This is a genomic window from Prochlorococcus marinus str. MIT 9211, assembly GCF_000018585.1.
Taxonomy (GTDB): domain Bacteria; phylum Cyanobacteriota; class Cyanobacteriia; order PCC-6307; family Cyanobiaceae; genus Prochlorococcus_D; species Prochlorococcus_D marinus_B.
In genome coordinates, this window is the sequence record NC_009976.1 from 1,003,137 (window position 1) to 1,024,679 (window position 21,543).

The 21,543-nt window shown below is 38.6% G+C and carries 19 protein-coding genes and 1 tRNA gene; 10 read left to right on the forward strand and 10 right to left on the reverse strand.

Translation table 11 applies throughout. From position 1 onward, the window contains the following. Positions 1-17: 17 nt before the first annotated feature. Both P9211_RS05370 and P9211_RS05375 read right to left on the reverse strand, forming a co-directional pair. Positions 18-902: a phosphatidate cytidylyltransferase gene (locus tag P9211_RS05370; RefSeq protein ID WP_012195653.1), complete on the reverse strand. Its 885-nt coding sequence runs from the start codon at positions 900-902 to the stop codon at positions 18-20. Further along, on the reverse strand, positions 902-2,299 hold the full coding sequence (locus tag P9211_RS05375; RefSeq protein WP_012195654.1) for a lysine decarboxylase: 1,398 nt from the start codon (positions 2,297-2,299) through the stop codon (positions 902-904). Before P9211_RS05375 ends, P9211_RS05370 begins: the two co-directional genes overlap by 1 nt. 91 nt (positions 2,300-2,390) lie before the next feature. Here P9211_RS05375 and P9211_RS05380 point away from each other — a divergent pair, with 91 nt between their 5' ends. The 3 genes from P9211_RS05380 to P9211_RS05390 are packed head-to-tail and all read left to right on the forward strand — an operon-like array spanning position 2,391 to position 5,317. Then, positions 2,391-4,055, forward strand: coding sequence for an ABC1 kinase family protein (locus P9211_RS05380; protein WP_225866231.1), 1,665 nt, complete (start codon positions 2,391-2,393; stop codon positions 4,053-4,055). Positions 4,056-4,102: 47 nt separating this feature from the next. Beyond that, on the forward strand, positions 4,103-4,816 hold the full coding sequence (locus P9211_RS05385) for a pseudouridine synthase (RefSeq protein ID WP_012195656.1): 714 nt from the start codon (positions 4,103-4,105) through the stop codon (positions 4,814-4,816). Between the two features lie 21 nt (positions 4,817-4,837). Then, entirely contained in the window at positions 4,838-5,317 is a 480-nt protein-coding gene (locus P9211_RS05390; protein WP_049750868.1) for a helix-turn-helix domain-containing protein, read from the forward strand. 33 nt (positions 5,318-5,350) lie between these two features. On the opposite strand, the gene malQ is transcribed toward P9211_RS05390, so the two are convergent. After that, a complete protein-coding gene (gene malQ / locus P9211_RS05395; protein WP_012195658.1) occupies positions 5,351-6,898 on the reverse strand; it encodes a 4-alpha-glucanotransferase in 1,548 nt (515 codons plus the stop codon). 385 nt (positions 6,899-7,283) lie between these two features. Further along, positions 7,284-7,820 (reverse strand): hypothetical protein, encoded by a 537-nt coding sequence (locus P9211_RS05400; protein ID WP_012195660.1) that lies wholly within the window; start codon positions 7,818-7,820, stop codon positions 7,284-7,286. An 85-nt stretch (positions 7,821-7,905) separates the two neighbouring features. Here P9211_RS05400 and P9211_RS05405 point away from each other — a divergent pair, with 85 nt between their 5' ends. After that, on the forward strand, positions 7,906-8,901 hold the full coding sequence (locus tag P9211_RS05405) for a ribose-phosphate pyrophosphokinase (RefSeq protein WP_012195661.1): 996 nt from the start codon (positions 7,906-7,908) through the stop codon (positions 8,899-8,901). Positions 8,902-8,943: 42 nt separating this feature from the next. On the opposite strand, the gene P9211_RS05410 is transcribed toward P9211_RS05405, so the two are convergent. After that, the gene (locus P9211_RS05410) at positions 8,944-9,321 is read right to left on the reverse strand and encodes a cAMP phosphodiesterase (protein WP_225866191.1); all 378 of its coding nucleotides are present in this window, start codon (positions 9,319-9,321) and stop codon (positions 8,944-8,946) included. Between the two features lie 787 nt (positions 9,322-10,108). Here P9211_RS05410 and P9211_RS05415 point away from each other — a divergent pair. Further along, positions 10,109-11,221, forward strand: coding sequence for a histidine kinase (locus P9211_RS05415; RefSeq protein ID WP_012195663.1), 1,113 nt, complete (start codon positions 10,109-10,111; stop codon positions 11,219-11,221). 67 nt (positions 11,222-11,288) lie between these two features. Next, positions 11,289-11,361 (forward strand) — tRNA-Glu (locus P9211_RS05420). 13 nt (positions 11,362-11,374) lie between these two features. On the opposite strand, the gene P9211_RS05425 is transcribed toward P9211_RS05420, so the two are convergent. Continuing rightward, entirely contained in the window at positions 11,375-11,896 is a 522-nt protein-coding gene (locus tag P9211_RS05425; protein ID WP_012195664.1) for an SRPBCC family protein, read from the reverse strand. 223 nt (positions 11,897-12,119) lie between these two features. Between P9211_RS05425 and P9211_RS05430 the strand changes: the two genes are divergently transcribed. The 4 genes from P9211_RS05430 (at position 12,120) to P9211_RS05445 (ending at position 17,660) form a co-directional block, all read left to right on the forward strand. Continuing rightward, entirely contained in the window at positions 12,120-13,205 is a 1,086-nt protein-coding gene (locus P9211_RS05430) for an FAD-binding oxidoreductase (RefSeq protein ID WP_012195665.1), read from the forward strand. A gap of 183 nt (positions 13,206-13,388) precedes the next feature. Next, positions 13,389-14,912, forward strand: a complete 1,524-nt coding sequence (gene zwf / locus P9211_RS05435) for a glucose-6-phosphate dehydrogenase (RefSeq protein ID WP_012195666.1) — start codon at positions 13,389-13,391, stop codon at positions 14,910-14,912. Between the two features lie 31 nt (positions 14,913-14,943). Continuing rightward, a complete protein-coding gene (locus tag P9211_RS05440; RefSeq protein WP_012195667.1) occupies positions 14,944-16,251 on the forward strand; it encodes a glucose-6-phosphate dehydrogenase assembly protein OpcA in 1,308 nt (435 codons plus the stop codon). A gap of 26 nt (positions 16,252-16,277) precedes the next feature. Beyond that, entirely contained in the window at positions 16,278-17,660 is a 1,383-nt protein-coding gene (locus tag P9211_RS05445; protein ID WP_012195668.1) for a cobyrinate a,c-diamide synthase, read from the forward strand. Positions 17,661-17,673: 13 nt separating this feature from the next. Here the strand turns inward: P9211_RS05445 and P9211_RS05450 are convergent, their stop codons facing one another. The 4 genes from P9211_RS05450 to folD are packed head-to-tail and all read right to left on the reverse strand — an operon-like array spanning position 17,674 to position 21,495. Beyond that, positions 17,674-19,134 carry an AAA family ATPase gene (locus tag P9211_RS05450; protein ID WP_012195669.1) on the reverse strand — a complete coding sequence of 487 codons (1,461 nt, stop codon included), beginning with the start codon at positions 19,132-19,134 and terminating at the stop codon, positions 17,674-17,676. Beyond that, positions 19,131-19,646 carry a divergent PAP2 family protein gene (locus P9211_RS05455; protein ID WP_012195670.1) on the reverse strand — a complete coding sequence of 172 codons (516 nt, stop codon included), beginning with the start codon at positions 19,644-19,646 and terminating at the stop codon, positions 19,131-19,133. The genes P9211_RS05450 and P9211_RS05455 overlap by 4 nt, the downstream gene beginning before the upstream one ends. Beyond that, positions 19,643-20,545 (reverse strand): geranylgeranyl diphosphate synthase CrtE, encoded by a 903-nt coding sequence (gene crtE, locus P9211_RS05460; protein ID WP_012195671.1) that lies wholly within the window; start codon positions 20,543-20,545, stop codon positions 19,643-19,645. Before crtE ends, P9211_RS05455 begins: the two co-directional genes overlap by 4 nt. A 41-nt stretch (positions 20,546-20,586) precedes the next feature. Beyond that, positions 20,587-21,495 carry a bifunctional methylenetetrahydrofolate dehydrogenase/methenyltetrahydrofolate cyclohydrolase FolD gene (gene folD, locus P9211_RS05465; protein WP_012195672.1) on the reverse strand — a complete coding sequence of 303 codons (909 nt, stop codon included), beginning with the start codon at positions 21,493-21,495 and terminating at the stop codon, positions 20,587-20,589. Positions 21,496-21,543 lie beyond the last annotated feature (48 nt).

Below are 21,543 nucleotides of genomic sequence, written 5' to 3' on the forward strand. Positions count from 1 at the left end.
CAAGGTAAATACTTCTACTAATTGATTAAAGGAATTATCAATATAATTACATAGTAAACAATCGCTGGGGTAAAAAGATAACTGTCTATTCTATCCAATATGCCGCCATGTCCAGGTAAAACATTTCCAGAGTCCTTTAAGCCTGCATCTCTTTTCATCATTGATTCTGTTAAGTCTCCTACCAATGCAAAGAAGGCTACCAGCATACCTAGCATAGCCCCAATAAAAACTCCCATTTTCCATTCAAGTATAAATCCAGAAATAGCGCCGATCGATATAGCTGAAAGGAAGCCTGCTATGGCACCTTCAATAGTTTTAGAAGGGGAAATTGGAGAGAGAGGTCTTCTCCCATAAATTTGACCAAAGACATAAGATCCGATATCGAAAGCAACAATCATTAGGCACGTAATAAAAGTCATAACAAACCCAATATTAAATAGCCCTGATAAACCATGTGTTAAAGAAGGTGAGCTTTGAGTGAGGTCTAAATGTGTGATGTTTCTTAATTTGATCCAATGACTTGGTAAGAAACCAAGGTAAAAAAGTCCAAATATTGAAGCGGCAATATCTGCTATCGATCCTGTCTTAGGTTGCAAAAGCAACCAACCACAAATAGCCGCCCCAGTAAGAGGTAATACTCCCGCCGAAATAAAACTTGTAAATCCTTCTCCTATACCAAAATGGGTCGTAAGAAGAAGTAATTGACAAGCAACAAGAGTTGTTTTCGTAGCAGGACGAATACCGGTAAATTCTGCCATTCGAAAATACTCAAGAAGCGCTAGGTGCACAATTAAGCAAAGAGATAAAGTAAACCACCACCCTCCAAGTCCAACAAATAAAAGGCCTAACATTCCTGCTACAAAACCACTAATAATTCTTTTTCGTGAAAGCCCTGAAAGCATTAGTAAAGAACTCTGATTTGTGATGGAATTTGATTAGGCCAAAGTTTATTTTGTTCAATCATCCAGTTAACACGGTCGTGATCCAACGATTCTCCAGGGATAACAATAGGTATGCCAGGAGGGTAGGGACAAATCAGATCAGCTGATATAGAGCCTACTGCGTCATTTAACAAAACAAAATGCGACCGTCCTCTAGAAGCCAAGGAACATGAACATCTAGGAATTGTCAAAAAAGGAACTTTTGGGAAGGTAAATGGTGGGTATATCTCATCAGAGATTTTTTTTTCAAGCATTCCGTGCCATTGCTTGTCCAATGCCCTTACGAAACCTTTGGGAGATGCAAACCCCATGCAAAATGTAAGTGTCCCAGGCTCTGGTAGTTCTGCAACGATTCTCTTCTTGATAAACCAGTCATCTGCTCTAAACCCACTTATTCCTTCAGATGATGTATGCAAAATTATGCGTAATGGATCATCAGTTTTAAGTAAAGGTACTCCAAGAGTTAAAAGTCGCGAATAGACATCTCTACAAGAATCAATTTGAGAGATCAATCTTCTTTGGCCAGCCCTGCTGCACAAGTCTCGGAGTGTAGCCTCACAAGAAGAAAGCAATAAAGAGCTTGGACTAGTTGTCTGAAACATCCCCAAGCTCCTTTCGATTGTTATAGGGTCAATCAAATTTCCCTGGGACCAAAGAACCGCCGTCTGTCCAATACCGGTCGAAGATTTATGAAGTGAATGAACAACAAGATCGGCGCCTGCTCTTAATGCCGAATGAGGTAAATCCCTGGAAATATTTGCTGCAAAATATGTCCCATGCGCTTCATCTACTAAAACTGATATTCCATAGTTATGAAGACGCTCTATTAATGGAGTCAAGTCAGATGCGTAGCCATGATAAGTAGGGTTTACCAATACAGCGGCTACGATCTTTATACCTGAAGAAACTACTGAATTAAGAACTTTATTTAACCAATTCAAGTCTGGAGGTGACGTATGACCTCTATCAGCCATATAAGGCAGGTCAAATAGAATTGGTTGTATATCACCAAGAACACAAGCCTGGATTAAACTTCTATGTATATTTCGTGGCATTAAAACAGCCTCAGAAGGCTTAGCCATTGACAAAAGGGAAGCTTGCAATAATCCCGTAGCGCCATTGACGCCATACCAACAATGATCTACTCCGAAATCCTTCGCAGACTTCTCTTGACTAATTGCAATTGCCCCTGTTGAGACTAAGGTGCTTCCTATATCAGGAAGTTCAGGCAAGTCCCAAACCCCTGGACTTTGTCTTAAAAGTTTTCTGAACTCCCTTGGTAATGCAGCACCACGACCATGAGCTGGCAAGAATAAATTCTGGCCGCGATTAAAAGTAAGCAAGGCAGATAGCCTCATGAGATTATGGTGGTATTTCTAAAGTGTTTGAATAAAGTTGAGGTTTAGGCAATTGGAGTTTCCCAATAAGTCTTCAGTCAAAATAGATTCCATGGTTATAGGTTATGACGCTAGCCGAGATTTCTTATGGTTACTAGTTCAGCCATGGATATGGATACCTAGAATAATCATAATTATTGTCTCGATAAGCATATTTGCATTCAAATTATTTTTTCTTGGTCAAAGTAAGAGTAGCAATATTCAAAGAGGGCTAGCGAAAGATCTTCTGGAAAGTCTTACAACTCTGGGTCCTTGCTTCATAAAAGTTGGACAATCTTTATCAACACGACCTGATTTAATCCCAAAGGAATGGTTAGAAGAGCTTACTAAGCTTCAAGATAGTTTGCCTGCATTTAGCCATCCACGAGCAATTGAAATTCTACAAAATGAGATCGGCTATCCATTAGAAAGTTATTTCGAAGAGTTTCCTGATGAGCCAATAGCTTCTGCTAGTCTAGGAGTGGTTTACAAGGCGAAATTAAAAAACAAAAATACTGTAGCAGTAAAGATTCAAAGGCCAGGATTAACTTATATTATTAGAAGAGATCTTGTAATTATTAGGATTCTTAGTTCGTTAATAAGCCCAATACTTCCTTTAAATCTTGGCTTTGGACTCAGTGAAATTATAGATGAATTTGGAATAAGCCTATTCAAGGAGATTGACTATAAGCAAGAAGCAGATAATGCTGAAAGATTTTCAAGACTCTTTGCATCTAACAAATACGTCACTGTACCTAAAGTAGAACGGATGTATTCATCTTCTAAAGTTATTACTACCAGTTGGATTGAAGGAATAAAATTAAAAGATAGCGAATACCTAAGGGAAAACTCAATTAATCCAACAGAAATAATCCGAACAGCGGTAACAAGTGGTATTCAACAACTACTCGAATTTGGATATTTTCATGCAGACCCTCACCCTGGGAATATGTTTGCATTAAAGAATACTCTTGGAGGAATGGGCCACTTAGCCTATGTAGACTTTGGCATGATGGACTCAATCTCTAATGAGGACAGAATAACTCTTACTGGCGCAATTGTTCATTTAATAAACAAGGATTTCCTTTCATTAGCAAATGATTTTGTAAAATTAGGGTTCTTAAATGAGGAAGAAGATCTAAGTAAAATAGTACCAATCCTAGAAGAAGTACTTGGTGGAGTACTTACTAAAGAAGTTAATTCATTTAATCTTAAAAGTATAACTGACAAGTTTTCTGAATTAATGTATGACTACCCCTTTCGGGTACCAGCACGTTTCGCTCTAATAATAAGAGCAGTTGTTAGCCAAGAGGGCCTAGCTATAAAATTAGACCCTAGCTTTAAGATACTGCGTTTTGCTTATCCCTATGTAGCGAAGCGTCTACTAGTAGAACAAAATGAAGAGATGATCGAAATACTTATGGATATAATATTTGATAAGTATGATCATATAAGAGTTGATCGACTTGAAGCTTTATTAAATGTTTTAACAGAAGGTTCAGATACTCCCGGCAATGAATTACTCCCTGTTGCTAGAGATGGCTTGAAACTGCTTATCAGCTCTAAAGGTTCGCCAGTAAGAAGAAAACTATTGATGTCTCTTATAAAAGATGACAAGATTAATATTTCAGAAATGCAAGAGTTAGTAAAGTTACTTAAAAGTACCTTCAGCCCAATCTCTATTGCAAATGGATTTTTACCTTTATTAAAATCTAAAAGTAAATCTCCTCTTTCATAAATAATGAATATACTACTAACTGCTAATAAAGTTTATAGTCTTAGCTTATGATTAAGCAAAGGCTGCAAAAAATTATTGCTGAGTCAGGAATATGCTCTAGGCGTAAAGCAGAAGAGTTAATTATCCAACATAAAGTTCTGGTGAATGGATTTGCGGCAAAAATTGGGGATAAAGCAAATCCTGAAAACGATCAAATAATTGTAAATGGTTATAGGATCCCAAAGGTAATTTTCAATAGAGTGATTCTTCTTAATAAGCCTAGAGGTATTATTAGCAGCTGTAATGATCAATTTGGAAGAAAAACTGTTTTAAGCCTAATACCAAGCGATATTAGGAAAGGTCTATATCCAATAGGAAGATTAGATTATGAAAGTAGAGGTGCAATATTACTAACCAATAATGGTGATCTAACTTTAAAGCTAACACACCCAAAATTCAACCATACAAAATCATATTTTGTATGGGTCAAAGGATTACCTAGTAGCTCAACACTTTCTGAGTGGAGGCAAGGAACAGTTCTTGATGGAAAGATAACAATGAAAGCAAAGGTTAATCTTATAAAGTCTCTCAAACATCAAAGTTTGATCCAAATAGAAATGAAAGAAGGTAGGAATAGACAAATAAGACGGATATCCGAGAAATTTGGTCACCCAGTAATCGATCTAAAAAGAGTTGCCATATCAAAAATAAAACTTGGCAACCTTCAAGAAGGATGCTGGAGAGAAGTTAAAGAAGATGAGTTATCATGTTTATACCAATAAATAAGGTGCCATAGTCTAAAGATGGATAAAGTCAAATCAAGACAACTGAAAGGAATAAATGATTTATCTTCCAAGAATATTATTTTTAATGAAAAGTTTTCAATTGCAAGTAAGATGTTAAAGGAAAAAAGAGAACAGAGAGGTTTATCAAGAACAGACCTATCATCTCAAACAAGAATCTCTGTTGCTGTAATTCAAGCTATAGAAAATGGATGGCTAAATCAGTTGCCTGAAAAAGCATACCTTTCAAAAATGCTTCTTATTTTAGAAGATCAATTGGGTCTTAAAAGAAACAGCCTAAAAATTTTTTGCGAAGAAGAAAGCAAGTCAGATAAAAGTCTAAGGTTATTCACACTAGGTAATATAAATATTTTCTCTAGTTGGCAAGGAAGTTTTATCTACTTCCTTTTAATTGGATTAAGTATCTTTATGATCAACAAGCAACAGGAGTATCTTTCAATCAAAAATAGTCAAACAACCGCACCAATTATTATAAAGTAGTACAGTCAGTTAGATAATTAAAATAGACCTCTGTCATCCAATTAAAGTAGAAACTTCTGCGAAGCTTCTACCATATGATTTCGACAATTGTCCATATTTTTCAACACCTGCCAACACTGAGTCATTAAATGCCTCTAGCCTCCAAGACCAATTACTTCTTTTAACAGTGCCAGGAGTATTAAAACGGGCTTCATTGCCTAGTCCAAGTATGTCCTGCATAGGAGCTATGAATAAACATGCTTGTGTCTGTAAGCCAAGCTCTATTAATTGCCATGCAGGGGAATCATTTTCTTGATTGGATTGTTTTCTAAGCCTTGATTTAATTTCAGGTCCAACCTCTGCCCACCAACCAGTAGTAGTTTCATTGTCATGAGTGCCTGTGTAGACAATTGATCGATAATCTCTAATGTTTTCAGGCAAATAGGGATTTTCTTGATTTCCATCAAAAGCGAATTGAAGAATTTTCATCCCGGGCAATCCAAAATAATTTCTTAATTTCTCAACTCGAGGAGTAATAACACCAAGGTCCTCAGCAATCAATGGAAGTTTTTGACCATAATCTTTTTTAAGAAGCTTAAGTAACTTAAGTCCAGGGGATGGAATCCACGAACCATCTTGAGCAGTTTTGTCATTACCAGGTACAGCCCAGAATGAATCAAGCGCTCGAAAATGATCTAGTCGTAATAAGTCAAATTGATTCCACTGTCGGGAAAGCCTTCTGCGCCACCATCTAAAGTGAGATCTTTTATTGCTTTGCCAACGATAGACAGGCGTACCCCATAGCTGACCTGTTTCTGAAAAATAGTCAGGTGGAACTCCACTTTGCATATACATTTCTCCATTTGCAAGAATTGAGAATAAAGACCTATTACTCCAAACATCAGCACTGTCTCTTGAAACATAGAAAGGCAAATCTCCAAAAATCAATATCCCCAAATCATTTGCTAAAGACCTTATTGATGACCACTGACGATCTAAATGCCATTGCAATAAAGAGTGTTCTAGAAGAGCCTCCTTAAAATTAACTTTAAAATTATTTAGTTCTTTTTTGTTATGCAGAGCTAAGTCCTCAGGCCATTCCCACCAAGGAAGTTGATTGTTCTGAATACGAAGTTCCATAAACATCACATGATCTTCAAGCCAAAACTGATCAGCACACCAATCCAGAAATTCCTTGTGAGAAGAACTATTTTGGATAGGCCATTCTTTTCTTAATGCCTGACCTAACTTTCTGCTATGTAAATTAGCCAAGTCAAAGTCCATACTTGAATTTATGTCTTGCTTACTGCTGGATAATTCATTGCAAACATCCATCGCAATAAATCCCTGTTGAGCAAGATCATTTACATCAAGCAGCCAAGGATTGAATGCAAAACTTGAAGGAGAACTATATGGAGAGCCAGTTGAGTCAGGGGGAGATAGTGGCAATACTTGCCAAACACTGATTCCTGACTTTGCAAGTAACTCCAGCCAATCTCTTGCCTCTTGTCCAAACCCACCACATGTCCTTTTACCTGGTAAAGACGTGGGGTGAAGCAATACTCCACTAAATCGGGGTTTAGCTGAATTAACTTCTATCATTATAAAAAAGAAAGGACAGCAAAAAACTATTCAGGGATTTTTAAATCAGCTAATATTTGAATTATGGGCTCAAAGTTTCTAATTTCAACGTATGATTTTGAAATATCCTGGAAGGACAATACATTTTTTAGGAGTTGTCCTACTTGGGTTTTGGATGACGGCGAAATTATTAGATAATTATTGGGCAGACACAAAAAAGCAAAATGCAGATCCATCAAAGACTTTAATAAATAGTTCAAACCAAAAATAGAATTATCTTTAAGCATAGCTTTTGCAAGCGAAAATCATTTTTTTCTTTTTTTGTTAAGTTCGTTTTAACTTTTTATTGCAAATCTATCAAAAAAGCAATGATTAATATGAGTATTTATGTAGATAACTCTATTTCCTATTTAGTTAAATGGAAATATCTAGACTTTAAATTATAAATAACATTATGTAATTCAACTAAGGTATTGTTACGTGCATCATTATTATTTAAATCAACTTTAATTGCATCAGAAGGAATATGACCACACCAAGGAAGTCCATCAAGTCTTCTTAGTTGGGGCTTCCAGGGTCCTTCTAATTGCAAAATCCCTACTAATGGGACAGAGAGCTGCTTGCATAAAGCAACATATGCATATGCCGCTCCAGGTATGTGGCCTGAGGGCAATGGCATAGCGACGAGAATTACAGGAATTCTCCAAGCTGCCAATGCTTCTAACCAAGAACCTCCAGATACATTTGTGATAGCTGCATCTCCTCTTAGTCGAACTAATCCATCTAAAGAAGGCAAGGAACAAATAACTTCATTTGGGCTCTCTTCAATTGAAAATGAAATTAGCTCGCCACCCCAAAGCCTAGCCAAGGCAAGAGAACCTGTATTCATAGAATCATCTGGAATAGATCCAGCCTCTATAAGGAAAGGCATCTTAGAAATCATTATCTGAACATATGATTATTAACAAGTTTGGTTAGTGCGGCTATGAGCATTAGCATTTGTAGAAAGCAAGTTGTTTGCGGCGACCGTGACAAGTTTTATCACCGCAGCTAATACAAAACAAAAGAATATTAGCCATGACACTAGAAGGTTAAGGCTAATAAGCGGGACTTCCAACCCAGCTCTTTCAAAAGAAATAGCCCAATATATTGGGATTCCATGCGTTCCTCTTGTTTCCAAAAGATTTGCAGATGGTGAGCTTTATATCCAGATTCAACAATCCATTAGAGGGTGCGACGTCTTTCTAATTCAACCCACTTGCGCCCCTGTAAATGACAGTTTAATGGAACTAATGATAATGGTGGATGCCTGCAAAAGGGCTTCTGCAAGACAAATTACGGCAGTCATTCCTTATTACGGATATGCTCGAGCAGATAGAAAAACAGCAGGAAGAGAATCCATAACAGCAAAACTAACTGCAAATCTTCTTGTCTCATCTGGTGTTGATCGTGTACTCGCAATGGACCTTCATTCAGCACAGATACAAGGCTATTTCGATATCCCTTGTGACCATATATATGGGTCACCTGTTTTAGTCGATTATCTAGCTACAAAACAATTAGATGAAGTAGTTGTGGTTTCTCCGGATGTAGGGGGGGTTGCCAGAGCTCGGGCTTTTGCAAAACAAATGAAAGATGCGCCTCTAGCAATTATCGATAAGAGACGCTCAGCTCATAATGTTGCAGAGAGTCTTACCGTAATCGGTGAAGTTGCCAATAAAACAGCCATTCTTATTGACGACATGATTGATACTGGAGGGACAATTTGTGCAGGAGCTGAACTACTAAGGAAAGAAGGGGCAAAAAGAGTATTTGCCTGCGCATCTCATGCCGTATTTTCTCCTCCTGCTTATAGTCGACTATCTATTCCCAATCTTTTTGAACAAGTTATTGTTACTAATAGTATCCCAGTCCCTAATGACCTAAACTTCGAACAATTACAAGTGTTATCTGTAGCGAATATGCTTGGAGAAGCGATTCTAAGGATACACGAAGAAAGCTCAGTAAGCTCAATGTTTAGGTAGTAGAGCCACTTAGTTGTTATTATTTTTTGGATATCATTAAGCCTAATCCTTCTTCTTTAGCTCTTTATCAAGTGCACTTTTAACCTTCTCCTTAATATCATCAGGGACTTTATCTGGGCAAAATTGAATCGCTGCTGTTATCACCTGAAATTCAGCTCCAGTATATAACTGTTCTCGGCCCAGCTTTTTCTTGCCTACACTCTTGACTTTGCCTCCATGTTTTCCTTCAAGCACTTGAACATAAGTACCAGAAGCGATGCCTACAGCTTTGGGAAATTCAATGCCAGCTGTTCTTGCATTACATATATAGCTACCTCCTAAGGTTCTATAAAGAAAAGTATCCTCGTCCGTAGCGGGCTTATTCTTTTGCTTGTTTTTCGCAGTTGCTGGTAGCTGGAAAAGGCAAAGAAGCGCTAGCAAGATAAAAAGCAGTCTGCCTGAGAGGCTACTCTGTATTAGAAAAGGATTTTTTTTCAAAAGTGAATTATTGGTCTAAAGCTTTATAAATATACTTGATTGTTGGAAACATCACTTAATTATTTTCATGGACTGGTCCAAGTAAACCATAATTCATAAGCTCATGGTAATTCTCGATGATGCTTAATTTCTCATCATCCCAAATATAAATAGCCTTTGATCACCATCGATCTTGAAATATCAGTCTCTCTTGTTCTAGTAGTTAAGAGATTTCTTATGTTAATTCTAAGATAACTGCTTTTTCATCTACTTTTCTAATACTAGATATACCAGAGAAATTACTTATATAACAATTATTTTGATTTATGTTTATAGTCAAAAACAGATTACCTTATAGATGATTCTTTACAATAAGCTAGTTCTTTATCAAAAAAGGGAATTTAGATCTTCTACATTAAAGCTTATTCTCTACCTAAGAGCCGAAACTCCTTCTCTTGATGCCTTTCCAACTTAACAAACATCTGTATATTTAAGAAACCTTCATCTTGATAAATTCAATCTTTTAATACGCCATAAGTATGAAATCATATGAATACATTTTTCAAATTACTAAAATCAATCTAGAAGCATCATTAGATTATATAAATTTCAATTTCTCATACTTTTAATAAGTATATTCCATAAAATAACTTTTAATTAATAGTAGTCTTTTTCATCTTTTTATTTAGCAAATCCATAAAGTGACTCTTAGTAGCTTAAAGTATTCCTAACAATTTAAATAAATTGGGCTTTGGATGAGGAATATGAAAAGGGAAGAAGAAAGCTGAAGCTTCTTCTTGTTGCAAGTCGGCAACACCTCTCAAGAGGAGATATAAGGACACTTATTAATTTCTTGGAGTCCGAAGTGTCTGGTTTTGAGGTATCCCTTCAGTTTTCTGATCCTACTGAACAACCAGAAGTGCTTGAGCTTCATCGACTTGTTGCCATTCCAGCTCTAATAAAGATAAATCCCCAACCAAAACAAATTTTTGCTGGAAGTAAAATTTTTGATCAACTAAAGAACTGGTTGCCAAGATGGGAACAAGAGGGCCTTATTAGTGGTTTAGATCTCAATCTAAGAATTTCAGATGCTGATGCTACTAGGACACGCAGAGAGGTTCTTTTAGAAGATGAATTATTAGTTTTGCGACAAGAAAATGAAACTCTCTCAGCACGAGTCGAGTCTCAAGAAAGACTCTTAAGGATGGTTGCTCATGAATTAAGAACTCCACTATCAGCAGCAGTACTAGCGATACAAAGTCAAGAGCTCGGTCAAATTAACCAAGAAAAATTTCAAGAAGTTGTCAAAAGAAGGCTTGAAGAGATCGAATTACTCTCAAAAGATTTACTGCAAGTTGGAAGTACAAGATGGGAAGCTTTATTTAACCCACAAAAGTCAAATTTATCCAATATTACTGCCGAGGTAATTCTAGAACTGGAAAAACTTTGGCTCGCAAGAGGAGTAGGGGTTAACACTGATATTCCATCTGACTTACCAATAGTTTTTGCCGATCAAAGAAGGATGCGTCAGGTCTTGCTTAACCTGATGGAAAATGCACTCAAATATTCAAGGAAAGGAGACACAGTATCAATAACAATGTTACACAGAACTGACCAATGGGTTCAGTGCAGTATTTGCGACCAAGGGCCAGGTATTCCTGAAGATGAGCAACAACGGATCTTTTTAGATCGTGTTCGTCTTCCTCAAACGTCCAGTGAGACTCCTGGCTTTGGCATAGGTCTTTCAGTATGTAGACGCATAGTTGAAGTTCATGGAGGAAAGATTTGGGTGGTATCTGAACCTGGCCAAGGTGCATGCTTTCATTTCACAGTGCCTGTATGGAATGGAGATAACAAGTCCTAGTAAAGCTTGACGCAGGGCTCACCTGGCCCGTAGTTTTAAATTGTGATCAATTTTTGATCACGGCCTTGGCCCCATCGTCTAGAGGCCTAGGACACCTCCCTTTCACGGAGGCGACAGGGGTTCGAATCCCCTTGGGGCTATAAATCAAAATATTCAATTAGATTTGGCTAACATTTCGAAAGATGCCTTTTCGACTGCTAAAAGATTATTAGTCAAATCAATTCTTAATCTGTCCTCAATAAGAGATACAGGCATCCCAAAGCATCCTTGCACTATCAACTCATAAATGATTGAGGAGCCTTGGCCGCTTGCTGATTGCTTTATTGCCCATGAGCCTTCAAAGCGTCTGAAATCTCCTTCTAGAAGTGAAAATTTCAAAATTCCATCCGCTTTATTTTCAATCAATTCCAACAAGACCTCTGCTGAAAAAGTAAAGCCAAAGAACTCTTGTGAACCCACTTGTCTTAGGTGAATTCTATTCTCATCTCTAAAAACCAGTTTGCTGCTCGCAAGATTTGGTATGAATTCACTCAGATGATCGTAATTTGTAAGTACATTCCATAACGCATCAAAATTTGTCCTCGTTCTGAGTTGAGCTGCCAATCTACGAGTCCCTCCAGGAAGAACTTCCATAGTTTGCTCTATAGTTCGTTCGTTAAAATCCAATTGAGACAATGGATCATGAGACTCCAGAGCAAGATTTTGCTTAATAGTCCGAAGCGTGGACAAACTAATTGATTTTTAAAAACTTACGCAGATTACCTAAAAAAGAAGCAAATTGGGACTCAATTGGAAATGTTCTGACTTGTGCCAATCTCAAAACGTGAACTTTGAAATGGAATATATAAGCCAATAAAATCGATCTATTGGTATTCTCCACTTCGGTTTTAGGTTTTTAATGTCTTACTCGGAAGCAAATGTAATCGCCGGTGGCCTGGCGCATATACCTGTTCTCATTGGGGTATTTGGCTTTATTCAGTCATTTATTCTCAAGCGAACCCAAGCAAAAGGCACATCCAATCAGCCCAGTACTCAGACGAAGCCAGCCTCATCAGTGGCTTCTTCACAGCCAAAAGTAATTAAAAAGCCAGCCCATCCAAATGTTCCCGTTAATACCTATAAACCAAAGACCCCTTTTATTGGGACTGTTAAAGAGAACTACTCACTATTGAAATCAGGTGCAATTGGTAGGGTTAATCACATAACCTTTGATCTATCTAGTGGAGACCCTCTTCTTAAATACGTAGAAGGTCAAAGCATTGGAATAATTCCTGCTGGCGAAGATGCTAATGGTAAACCTCACAAAATTCGGCTCTATTCAATAGCCAGTACAAGACATGGTGATGACTATAAAGGTAATACAGTTTCTCTATGTGTCCGTCAACTTCAATATGAAAAAGATGGCAAAACTATTGATGGAGTCTGTTCAACTTATCTGTGTGACATAAAGCCTGGAGACAAGGTAAAAATCACCGGACCTGTTGGGAAAGAAATGCTTCTTCCTGAAGACGAGAATGCCAACATAATTATGCTCGCCACAGGTACAGGCATAGCCCCTATGAGAGCCTATCTTCGAAGAATGTTTGATCCAACAGAACAAGAAAAAAACAGCTGGAACTACAAAGGGAATGCATGGCTGTTCATGGGTGCTCCAAAAACTGCAAACCTTCTTTATGACTCTGATTTTGAAGGCTACAAGTCTAAATTCCCTAACAACCTACGTTATACAAAAGCAATTAGCAGGGAACAAAAGAATGCCAGAGGTGGTCGCATGTACATTCAAGATCGGGTACTTGAACACGCTGATGAGATATTTGCATTGATTGAGAATCCAAAAACTCATATTTATCTTTGTGGTTTAAAAGGAATGGAACCTGGCATAGATGAAGCAATGACTCAAGCAGCAGCTTCAAAAGGCTTGGTTTGGTCAGAATTAAGGCCTCAACTTAAGAAAGCAGGCAGATGGCACGTTGAGACGTATTAAAAAAATCACCTAGAAAACCACACAAGCAACTAGCTTCTATGAAGCAGTATTGCTTATAAAGCAAAAAAGAGGGTCAAATATTAGGTTTTTATTTTTGGTGATCTGACAACAAAACATAGCGTATTGCGAATAAGTAATTTGAATTTAATTATTAGTTGTTCAACCATCCGGCAAGGAGTTTAAATGCGGACCCAGCCTACAAACCCCTTAAGGATAGGTCTTAGGCAAGAAAGAGTTGTATCACCTCAGTGTTTGATAATTTTTGGTGCAAGTGGAGATTTGACACACAGGAAACTAATCCCTGCACTTTTTGAACTCTTTAAGCAGAGACGATTACCTAGTGAGTTTGCCATACTTGGATGCGCACGAAGACCATGGACTGATGAAGAATTCCGAGAAAAGATGGCATTTGCTCTTGAAAGCAAAGTCAAACAAAGTACCAAGGAATGGGAACAATTTTCAGCCAATCTTTTCTATGAACCTGTAGATCTTCAAAGGTCGGAAGATGTCCTGAAACTATCAACACGTTTAGAAGAGATAGATCGTTTAAAAGCGACTCATGGCAATAGAACCTTTTACCTTTCTGTAGCACCTAAGTTTTATGCAATGGCTTGCAAATCCCTTGCAGGGGTGGGCCTTCTAAGTGATCCCAAACGCAATCGAATTGTCATAGAAAAGCCTTTTGGGCGTGACTACGCTAGCGCGCAAACTTTGAATCAAATAGTTCAAAGTTGTGCGCTTGAGAGTCAAATCTTCCGTATCGATCACTATCTGGGGAAAGAAACCGTACAGAATATTTTGGTACTAAGGTTCGCAAACACTATTTTCGAACCGATTTGGAATAGAAACTACATCTCAAATATCCAAATCACATCAGCCGAAACAGTTGGTGTTGAAGACCGAGCCGGTTTTTACGAAAGCGCAGGTGCTCTAAGAGATATGGTACAGAATCATCTGACTCAAATGCTTGCGATAACAGCGATGGAACCACCTGGTCACTTTGACCCGGAAGCTATCCGAAATGAGAAAGCGAAGGTTCTACAAGCCGCACATCTTGCTAACGAAAAAGAGCCCTGGAAATGTTGCGTAAGAGGTCAATATTCTCAAGGTGGAAATAAAAATAGCCCGATTCTTGGATACAGACAGGAACCAGGAGTGGACCCAAATAGCACCACTGAAACTTATGTCGCGATGAAACTATTCGTAGACAATTGGCGATGGCAAGGAGTTCCTTTTTACGTTCGAACTGGTAAAAGGTTAGCCAAAAGGACAAGTGAAGTTGTTCTTACTTTCAGAGAAGCTCCTGTTCACCTTTTCGACGCAGCTGGTGGCTCTCCCACGTCAAATCAACTGGTTTTAAGAATCCAACCAAATGAGGGGGCTGAATTTCGATTTGAGGTTAAATCCCCAGGTTCTGGGATGAGAAGTCGCCCAGTTGAAATGGAATTTTCTTATGACGAATCTTTTGGAGAACCTTCTGACGAAGGTTATGTCAGACTTTTGGCTGACGTAATGCTCGGCGATCCAACACTGTTTACCAGAAGTGATGAAGTAGAAGCAGCATGGAGGTTATATACCCCTTTATTGGAATTAATAGAAGATAGCCCCTGGCAACTACCTGTTTACCAATATGAAGCTAGAACATGGGGACCAGCCGAATCTGATGCCCTATTAGCTAAAGACCAATTGCTTTGGCGTAGACCCTAATCCGATCTTAAAAACTCTCTCCATATAATCAATGACACCTCAACTCACGCTTCAAACTCCTCTTCAGATACCTCCATCAGAAATACCTAATTACTTAAAACAACTTTGGGCCCAAGAGCAAGTTGATATAAAAGGAGCAAATACATTTTCTCTATTAATTTGGCAACCTGCTTGGATAGAGCAAAAGCTTGTAAAAACTGGAAGAGTCAAAGAACCAATTCTTGGGGACCAAAGGAATGAAGTTATTGAAGCTGCAAGACAAGTAGTTCTAGAGAATGATTTACCTCATTCAACGCCGCCTTTTGATACATCCGTTGCAGCTTCTATCGAGATGGCACCTATAGCAAATCAAAAAGAAGACCTCAGAGGTCAACATATAGATAGTTCTATAAGCGAACTTCAACCAAGAAGGTTAATTACCCTAGCTCCCTCTATTGATAAGGGAAAGAAACTAGAGGCTCTTGTGGCTGCCTATTGTCCTCTACCAGAAGAAGGTGGAGGTAGTTCGGCGTGTGGAGATGTCGTGGTTCTCAGAGGTGATCTGAATTCTCTAAAGAATGGTCTAAAAATAGTTGAAGAATTAATTCCAAATGATCTTCCTTCATGGTTGTGGTGGAATGGAAATCTTGATGAAGATCCAAGTCTATTAAATAAAATAGCCACACCAATTCGCAGGTTGATAATTGACAGTGCCCTAGGAAATCCCTTTAACTGTCTTGATTTACTTCAAAAAAGTATAAGTAGTGGTCAAGCAGTTAATGATCTCAATTGGCTTCGACTAAGATCATGGAGAGAAACTTTAGCAATGGTATTTGATCCTCCAGATAGACGTATAATCCTCAAAAATCTAACAAGCATAGACATTGATATTGAAGGCGATCATCCTGTTCAGGCTCTTTTATTGGCAACATGGATTGCAGATCGACTTGGATGGAAATTACAAAATAATGTTTCTGCGGATGGGAATATTGTAAATGCCGAGTTTGTCCGTGATGACAAAGAGATAGTCAAATTCAAATTAATGCCATTGCCCGTAGGCAATCCAAGTATCCACCCTGGCCAAATTATTGGTATAAGGTTGATATCCAAACCTAAAGAGGAGCCTAAAAAATCTGTTTGTATTATTCTTGCTTCTGAATCAGGAGAATGTATGAGACTTGAGGCAGGAGGCATGGCAAGTATGGAGCTTTTAGAGGAAGTAGTCCCACACCAAAAAAACTCTGCTGAGATGGATGTCGCAAGGCTACTTGCAACTAGTCGCGGCTCAACAAGTCCACTTCTTGCGAATGCTGCTCCTGTAGCCGCAAAATTGCTGCACTTAATTAAGCCTAAAAACTAAGTTTCTATAAATCAAAGGAATACTAAATGGCATGTGTCATATCCGCACCTGCAAGTAGCAGTGGGAAAACAATACTAAGCCTTATTCTTGCGGCATGGGCACGCTCTAAAGGAAAGAGCATTCAAACATTCAAGGTAGGGCCTGATTATCTAGATCCTCAGCAATTATCCTTAGTAACCAAAAGACCATGCAGAAATCTAGACCTGACTCTTTCAGGTCCGGAATGGGTGCAAAACAGTTTTTCTAGCCATAAGAATTCAGCTGAGTTAACTTTAATAGAGGGAGTTATGGGTTTATTTGATGGGGTAGGAAGCTCTAGAGAAGGCAGCACATCTGATATAGCTCGTTTATTAAATCTTCCAATAGTCCTTATCATTAATGCAAGTGGCCAGGCTGCATCTATTGGTGCACTGGTAAAAGGGTTTCGAGACACAGATCTCAATTTGAATATAGAAGGTGTCGTTCTTAATAATGTCAACACTTCACGTCATAGGAGTTTGTTAACTGAGGTTCTTGAAGACATGAATGTCAGAGTCCTTGGTTGTCTACCAAATAGCGAAGACCTCCATCTAAAAAGTAAAAATTTGGGACTTTCCCCACCCCATGAATTAGGAAGAATTGAAGCAAGAATTAAATTATGGAAATTTATAGCCGAGAAATATCTTGATCTTAATTATTTTGAAAAATTACTCGCTTCACCTAATTGCGAAAATAAAAAGTCTGCAAAGATTATTGAGCGAAAAGCTAAAAACAAAGTGTTAGATAAACCATTAATTGCTATTGCTGAAGACAAAGCCTTTCATTTTAATTATCCAGAAACCAAAGAATGCCTTATAGAAATGGGAATGGAAATCCTAACTTGGGAAATAATAAAAGACGAGCCTATACCTAAAGAAGTTAAAGGAGTAATTATTCCAGGAGGTTTTCCCGAAGAGTTTGCGGAAGAAATAAGTCAATGTAAAAGAAGCCTAAATTCATTACAAAAGATCTTCTGTAAGCGACCAATATATGCAGAATGTGGGGGGATGTTAATCCTAGGTAATGCCATAGAAGACATAAATGGAAATGAATATCCAATGACTGGTCTTTTGCCATTTAAAGCAAGGGAAGGAAGTCTAAAAGTAGGTTATAGAAGACTAACAGCTCACAAACGAAGTCTTATTCTATCTCCACATCAAAAACTAGTTGGCCATGAATTCCATCGATGGCATCTAAGTATTAATGAAAATAAAAAGGATCTGTCTCCACCATGGTTAAGTACTGGCTGGGGCCTAGATCCGGTAAGCGAAGGATGGAGTAACAACCTACTTCATGCGAGTTGGATTCATCTTCATTGGCCAAGCTCTGAAAAAATATTAGATGCATGGTGTAATTCTATTGAGGCTATCAAGGGTACAAGAGTAAAGTGATTGTCAAATCAAGTTAATTAGTCATATCTTGATGAATCAAATCTATTTCTCTTTCCCATATGTCTCTTTTATGTAGTTTATCATTACTTCCTAATAGCCAGACGCCTTTATTTGCTCTACTAACAGCCACATAAGCAAGCTGTCTCCTTAAAGAAATATCATTAGGCCAAAAGACATCTGAAGCAACGAATACCTCACCAAAAGTGCTCCCTTGACTTCTATGAACTGTCAAAACTGAAGCTGGGCAAAGATAAGCAAAGGAATCTCTAAAATAGAAGAACATCTTCCAAAGCTTACGCGCTTCTTTACTACTGGCTTGCCTTGCTTTTGATGCCAAGTCTTCTAAAAAGCAATCTAAAGTTGCCCTTGAAGATGATCCAACTTCAGGCATGAGGCGAACCAAAAATTCTGAACCTCGGCAGCTAACTTTTGCAGTTAAAATTTTCATCTGGGGAAAGTCAATTAAACCCTGGTCAGCAAATTCAGAATTTCCAAAATCATTTAATTCTTCACTTACCTCCTTTACTATCATTTCTGTATTAGAACCAAAAAGCATTCCAGGCTCTTCTTCAGTACTAAATTGCTCAAGCGATGCATTACTCATGACTGCTCTGCGACTAATCAGTACTTCTCCTGGTAAAACAGACATTTCATCAGCAATAGCTCCATGAATAGCTCGACGAGCATGGGGTATCAACCTTTCTAAAAATCTATTGGTATAGCAAAGAATTCTCGCCGCATCCGGATCATCTTTCTTGGAGGCTGAGTACAAAGAATCCTTAGCTTTTTCCAACCACTCTTTATGGTCAAGCGACCCAATACAGCATTGTGTATTAGCTACAACAGGGAAACAAGGCGGCGATGGGCAAAGAAAACTTTCATCCCTAAGCAAAGTAGCCAACTTCAAAACGGGCCCCTGATGACGCACAACTTCATTTAGTTGAATATGAGCTGCTTTTTTGATAGAGAAGACTGGGCTCTGAACTTCACCAATTGGTGGTAACTGGGCTGGGTCTCCAACAAAAACAAGTCTGGTTTTATAAGTATGGGCACATTGAAGAATTATCTCTAAGAGTGTGCTACTTATCATTGAGGCTTCGTCAACAAGTACTAGCTTTAGCTGTTCAAGTGATTTCATTGTTTGAGGAGTTTGTTCACATGCTTCTGTATCACCTTGTCTTTTTAGCTTTAATCGAAGCAATCTATGAATTGTTGAAGGGTAAAAAGTTGGTTTTAGATTTGCCCTAGACATAGACCTTCGAAGAACACCAACAGCTTTATGCGTTGGAGCAACAACCGTCCAACAAAGCTTGCGATTCTCTACAAGCTCAAGAAACTTTATTGATAAAAACGTTTTTCCTGTTCCTGCACACCCCTTAAGAATAAAAGGGTCTGTAAGCGAAGTCTTCTCAAGCCAAAGTTCAAAAGCTTTGATTGCTTTGCCTTGGTCAAATGTTAACGAAAGATTTTTCAACCTTGGATTAGACCCAATAACTCAAAGAAATGAAGTGGTGAGCCAATAAAGAACATTCCTGGCAAAGCAATTGCTGGGCCCAAAAGACTTCCAACTAAAACTTCTTTACGTGTATGTCCCAAACTCTCCTTTAGTGGAGCTTCTGGCTTGATTGGCCAATTATCCGAAGGCAATTGATTAAGACGAGCAGCTGTTAGACCTGCTGCTCGTCTTATTCCACTGGCGTCGTACATGACTATGAATGCAATTGTGGAAGCAAGTGCAAATATTGGATCAGAAAATCCAACTTGAAATCCAATAGCAGAAGCTGTCCCTGTAACAAGCGCAGAGTGGCTAGAAGGCATACCACCAGTTTCAAAAAGAACTGAGGGCCTCCACTGTTGATAAAAAATCAATTCAAAGATCAATTTTGATAATTGTGCCAAACCACATGCTGCTAGCCCCCAGGCAAGAACTCCGTTGTCGAGCAACTCTAGGAAAGATGAATATGAAAGAGTATTAGCAAAGCTCATCTATCTCTACTAATAATGTAGTCAGCCAAGGCAAGCAAAGGGGTTGCATCATCTTCCCAGGGTTCCAAGACACTCTTAGCTTTTTCTATAAGCACTTTCGCTCTCTGACGAGATTCGTCTACACCTAACAACTTGGGATAAGTAGTTTTGTCTGCAATTAAATCCTTACCAGCTGTTTTGCCGAGAACTTCACTACTTGAAGTCACATCTAAGATGTCATCAATAATTTGAAATGCCAAGCCTATGGCTTCAGCATAAGTTCTAAGAGCATCAAGCAAATCATCTTTTGCACCCCCAATAAGAGCTCCGCAAACAACTGATGCCTTTAGAAGCGCTCCAGTTTTATGGATGTGAATATATTCAAGAGTATCTATATCAACATCCTTACCCTCACACTCAAGATCTGCCACCTGGCCTCCCACTAAGCCAGGCGCTCCAGCAACTAATGAGAGTTCACCAACAACTTTAATAAGTCTTTCTGCAGATATCCCAGGACTTCTTAGTGAAACCATCTCAAAAGCGCGTGTTAACAAAGCGTCCCCGGCAAGAATTGCTAAAGCGTCCCCATATACTTTGTGATTAGTCGGCCGTCCTCTTCTTAAATCATCGTTATCCATAGATGGCAAATCATCATGAATAAGAGACATTGTGTGAATCATTTCTATAGCTACTGCTGTAGGTAAAGCCGTTTCAGATTCGCCTGCTATAAGTTCACACGCTGCCAAACAAAGAATAGGTCTTAACCTTTTCCCTCCTGCCAGAAGGGAATACCTCATTGCTTCCCTTAATTGCTTTGGACGCTCTGGACCAAGAGAAGCATCTAGAGCTGCTTCCACACGAATCTTCTCCTTAGCCAGATAAGCGGCAAAGTCAAAAGATGAAATGACCGCTTCTGACATAAAAAGAATTAATTAATCTGATTCTCTCAGAGGTTAGAACTTCATGGAAGTAAATCATCCAAACTCAAGGATAAGTCGCAATGCTGCTGCCAACTATTAACAGTATTTACAAGCAACATTGCAACAGTCATAGGGCCAACGCCTCCAGGGACTGGTGTAATTGCACTTACAAAATCATCAACCTCTTCTCTACGAACATCACCACAAAGCTTGTAACCGCCAGCATCTCCTAAGTTTTGATCCTTAAATACCCTATGAATTCCCACATCTACTACTACCGATTTTTCCTTGACATGCTCTAGGCCAATCAATTGAGGCTTCCCTGCAGCCACAACAAGTATTTCTGCTTGTTTTGTAAAGCCAATCAAATCCCTTGTATGAGAATGAACAAGAGTAACAGTTGCATTCGCAGCCTGAAGCATTAATGCCATTGGTTTCCCTACGAGAATGCTACGACCAATGACAACAGTGTTCTTACCCTTAATCTCTATCTGATTAGCAGCCAACAAAGCCATAACTCCAGCAGGAGTACAAGATCTAGGGCCTATTTCATCCTTGAGTAATCTTCCTAAATTTAAAGTGTGTAGTCCATCAGCATCTTTCCTGGGGTCTATAACCTTCAAAAGTCTTCCTGCATCAAGTCCTATAGGTAGAGGAAGCTGCAACAAAATGCCATCCACTTCTTGGTTGGAGTTCAACTTTATAATCTGTTCCTCAATTTCACGAAAAGAAGAATTTGCATCAAGATGGCAACCAAAACTTTTAATACCAGCCCTTCTACAGGCCTTTTCTTTATTCGAAACATAAACTTGACTGGCAGGATCATCACCAACTCGGATCACCGCCAACCCTGGTGGGCGGACACCTTTTTTTAAGCAAAGAGTTATCTCATGACTAAGTCTTTGCTCAATCTCTCCAGCTAATTGCTTACCATCAAGTTTATGGGCCATTTGTTTCTTAATAAATTAGATGAAGCATGCTTTTAATTAATAGCTAGG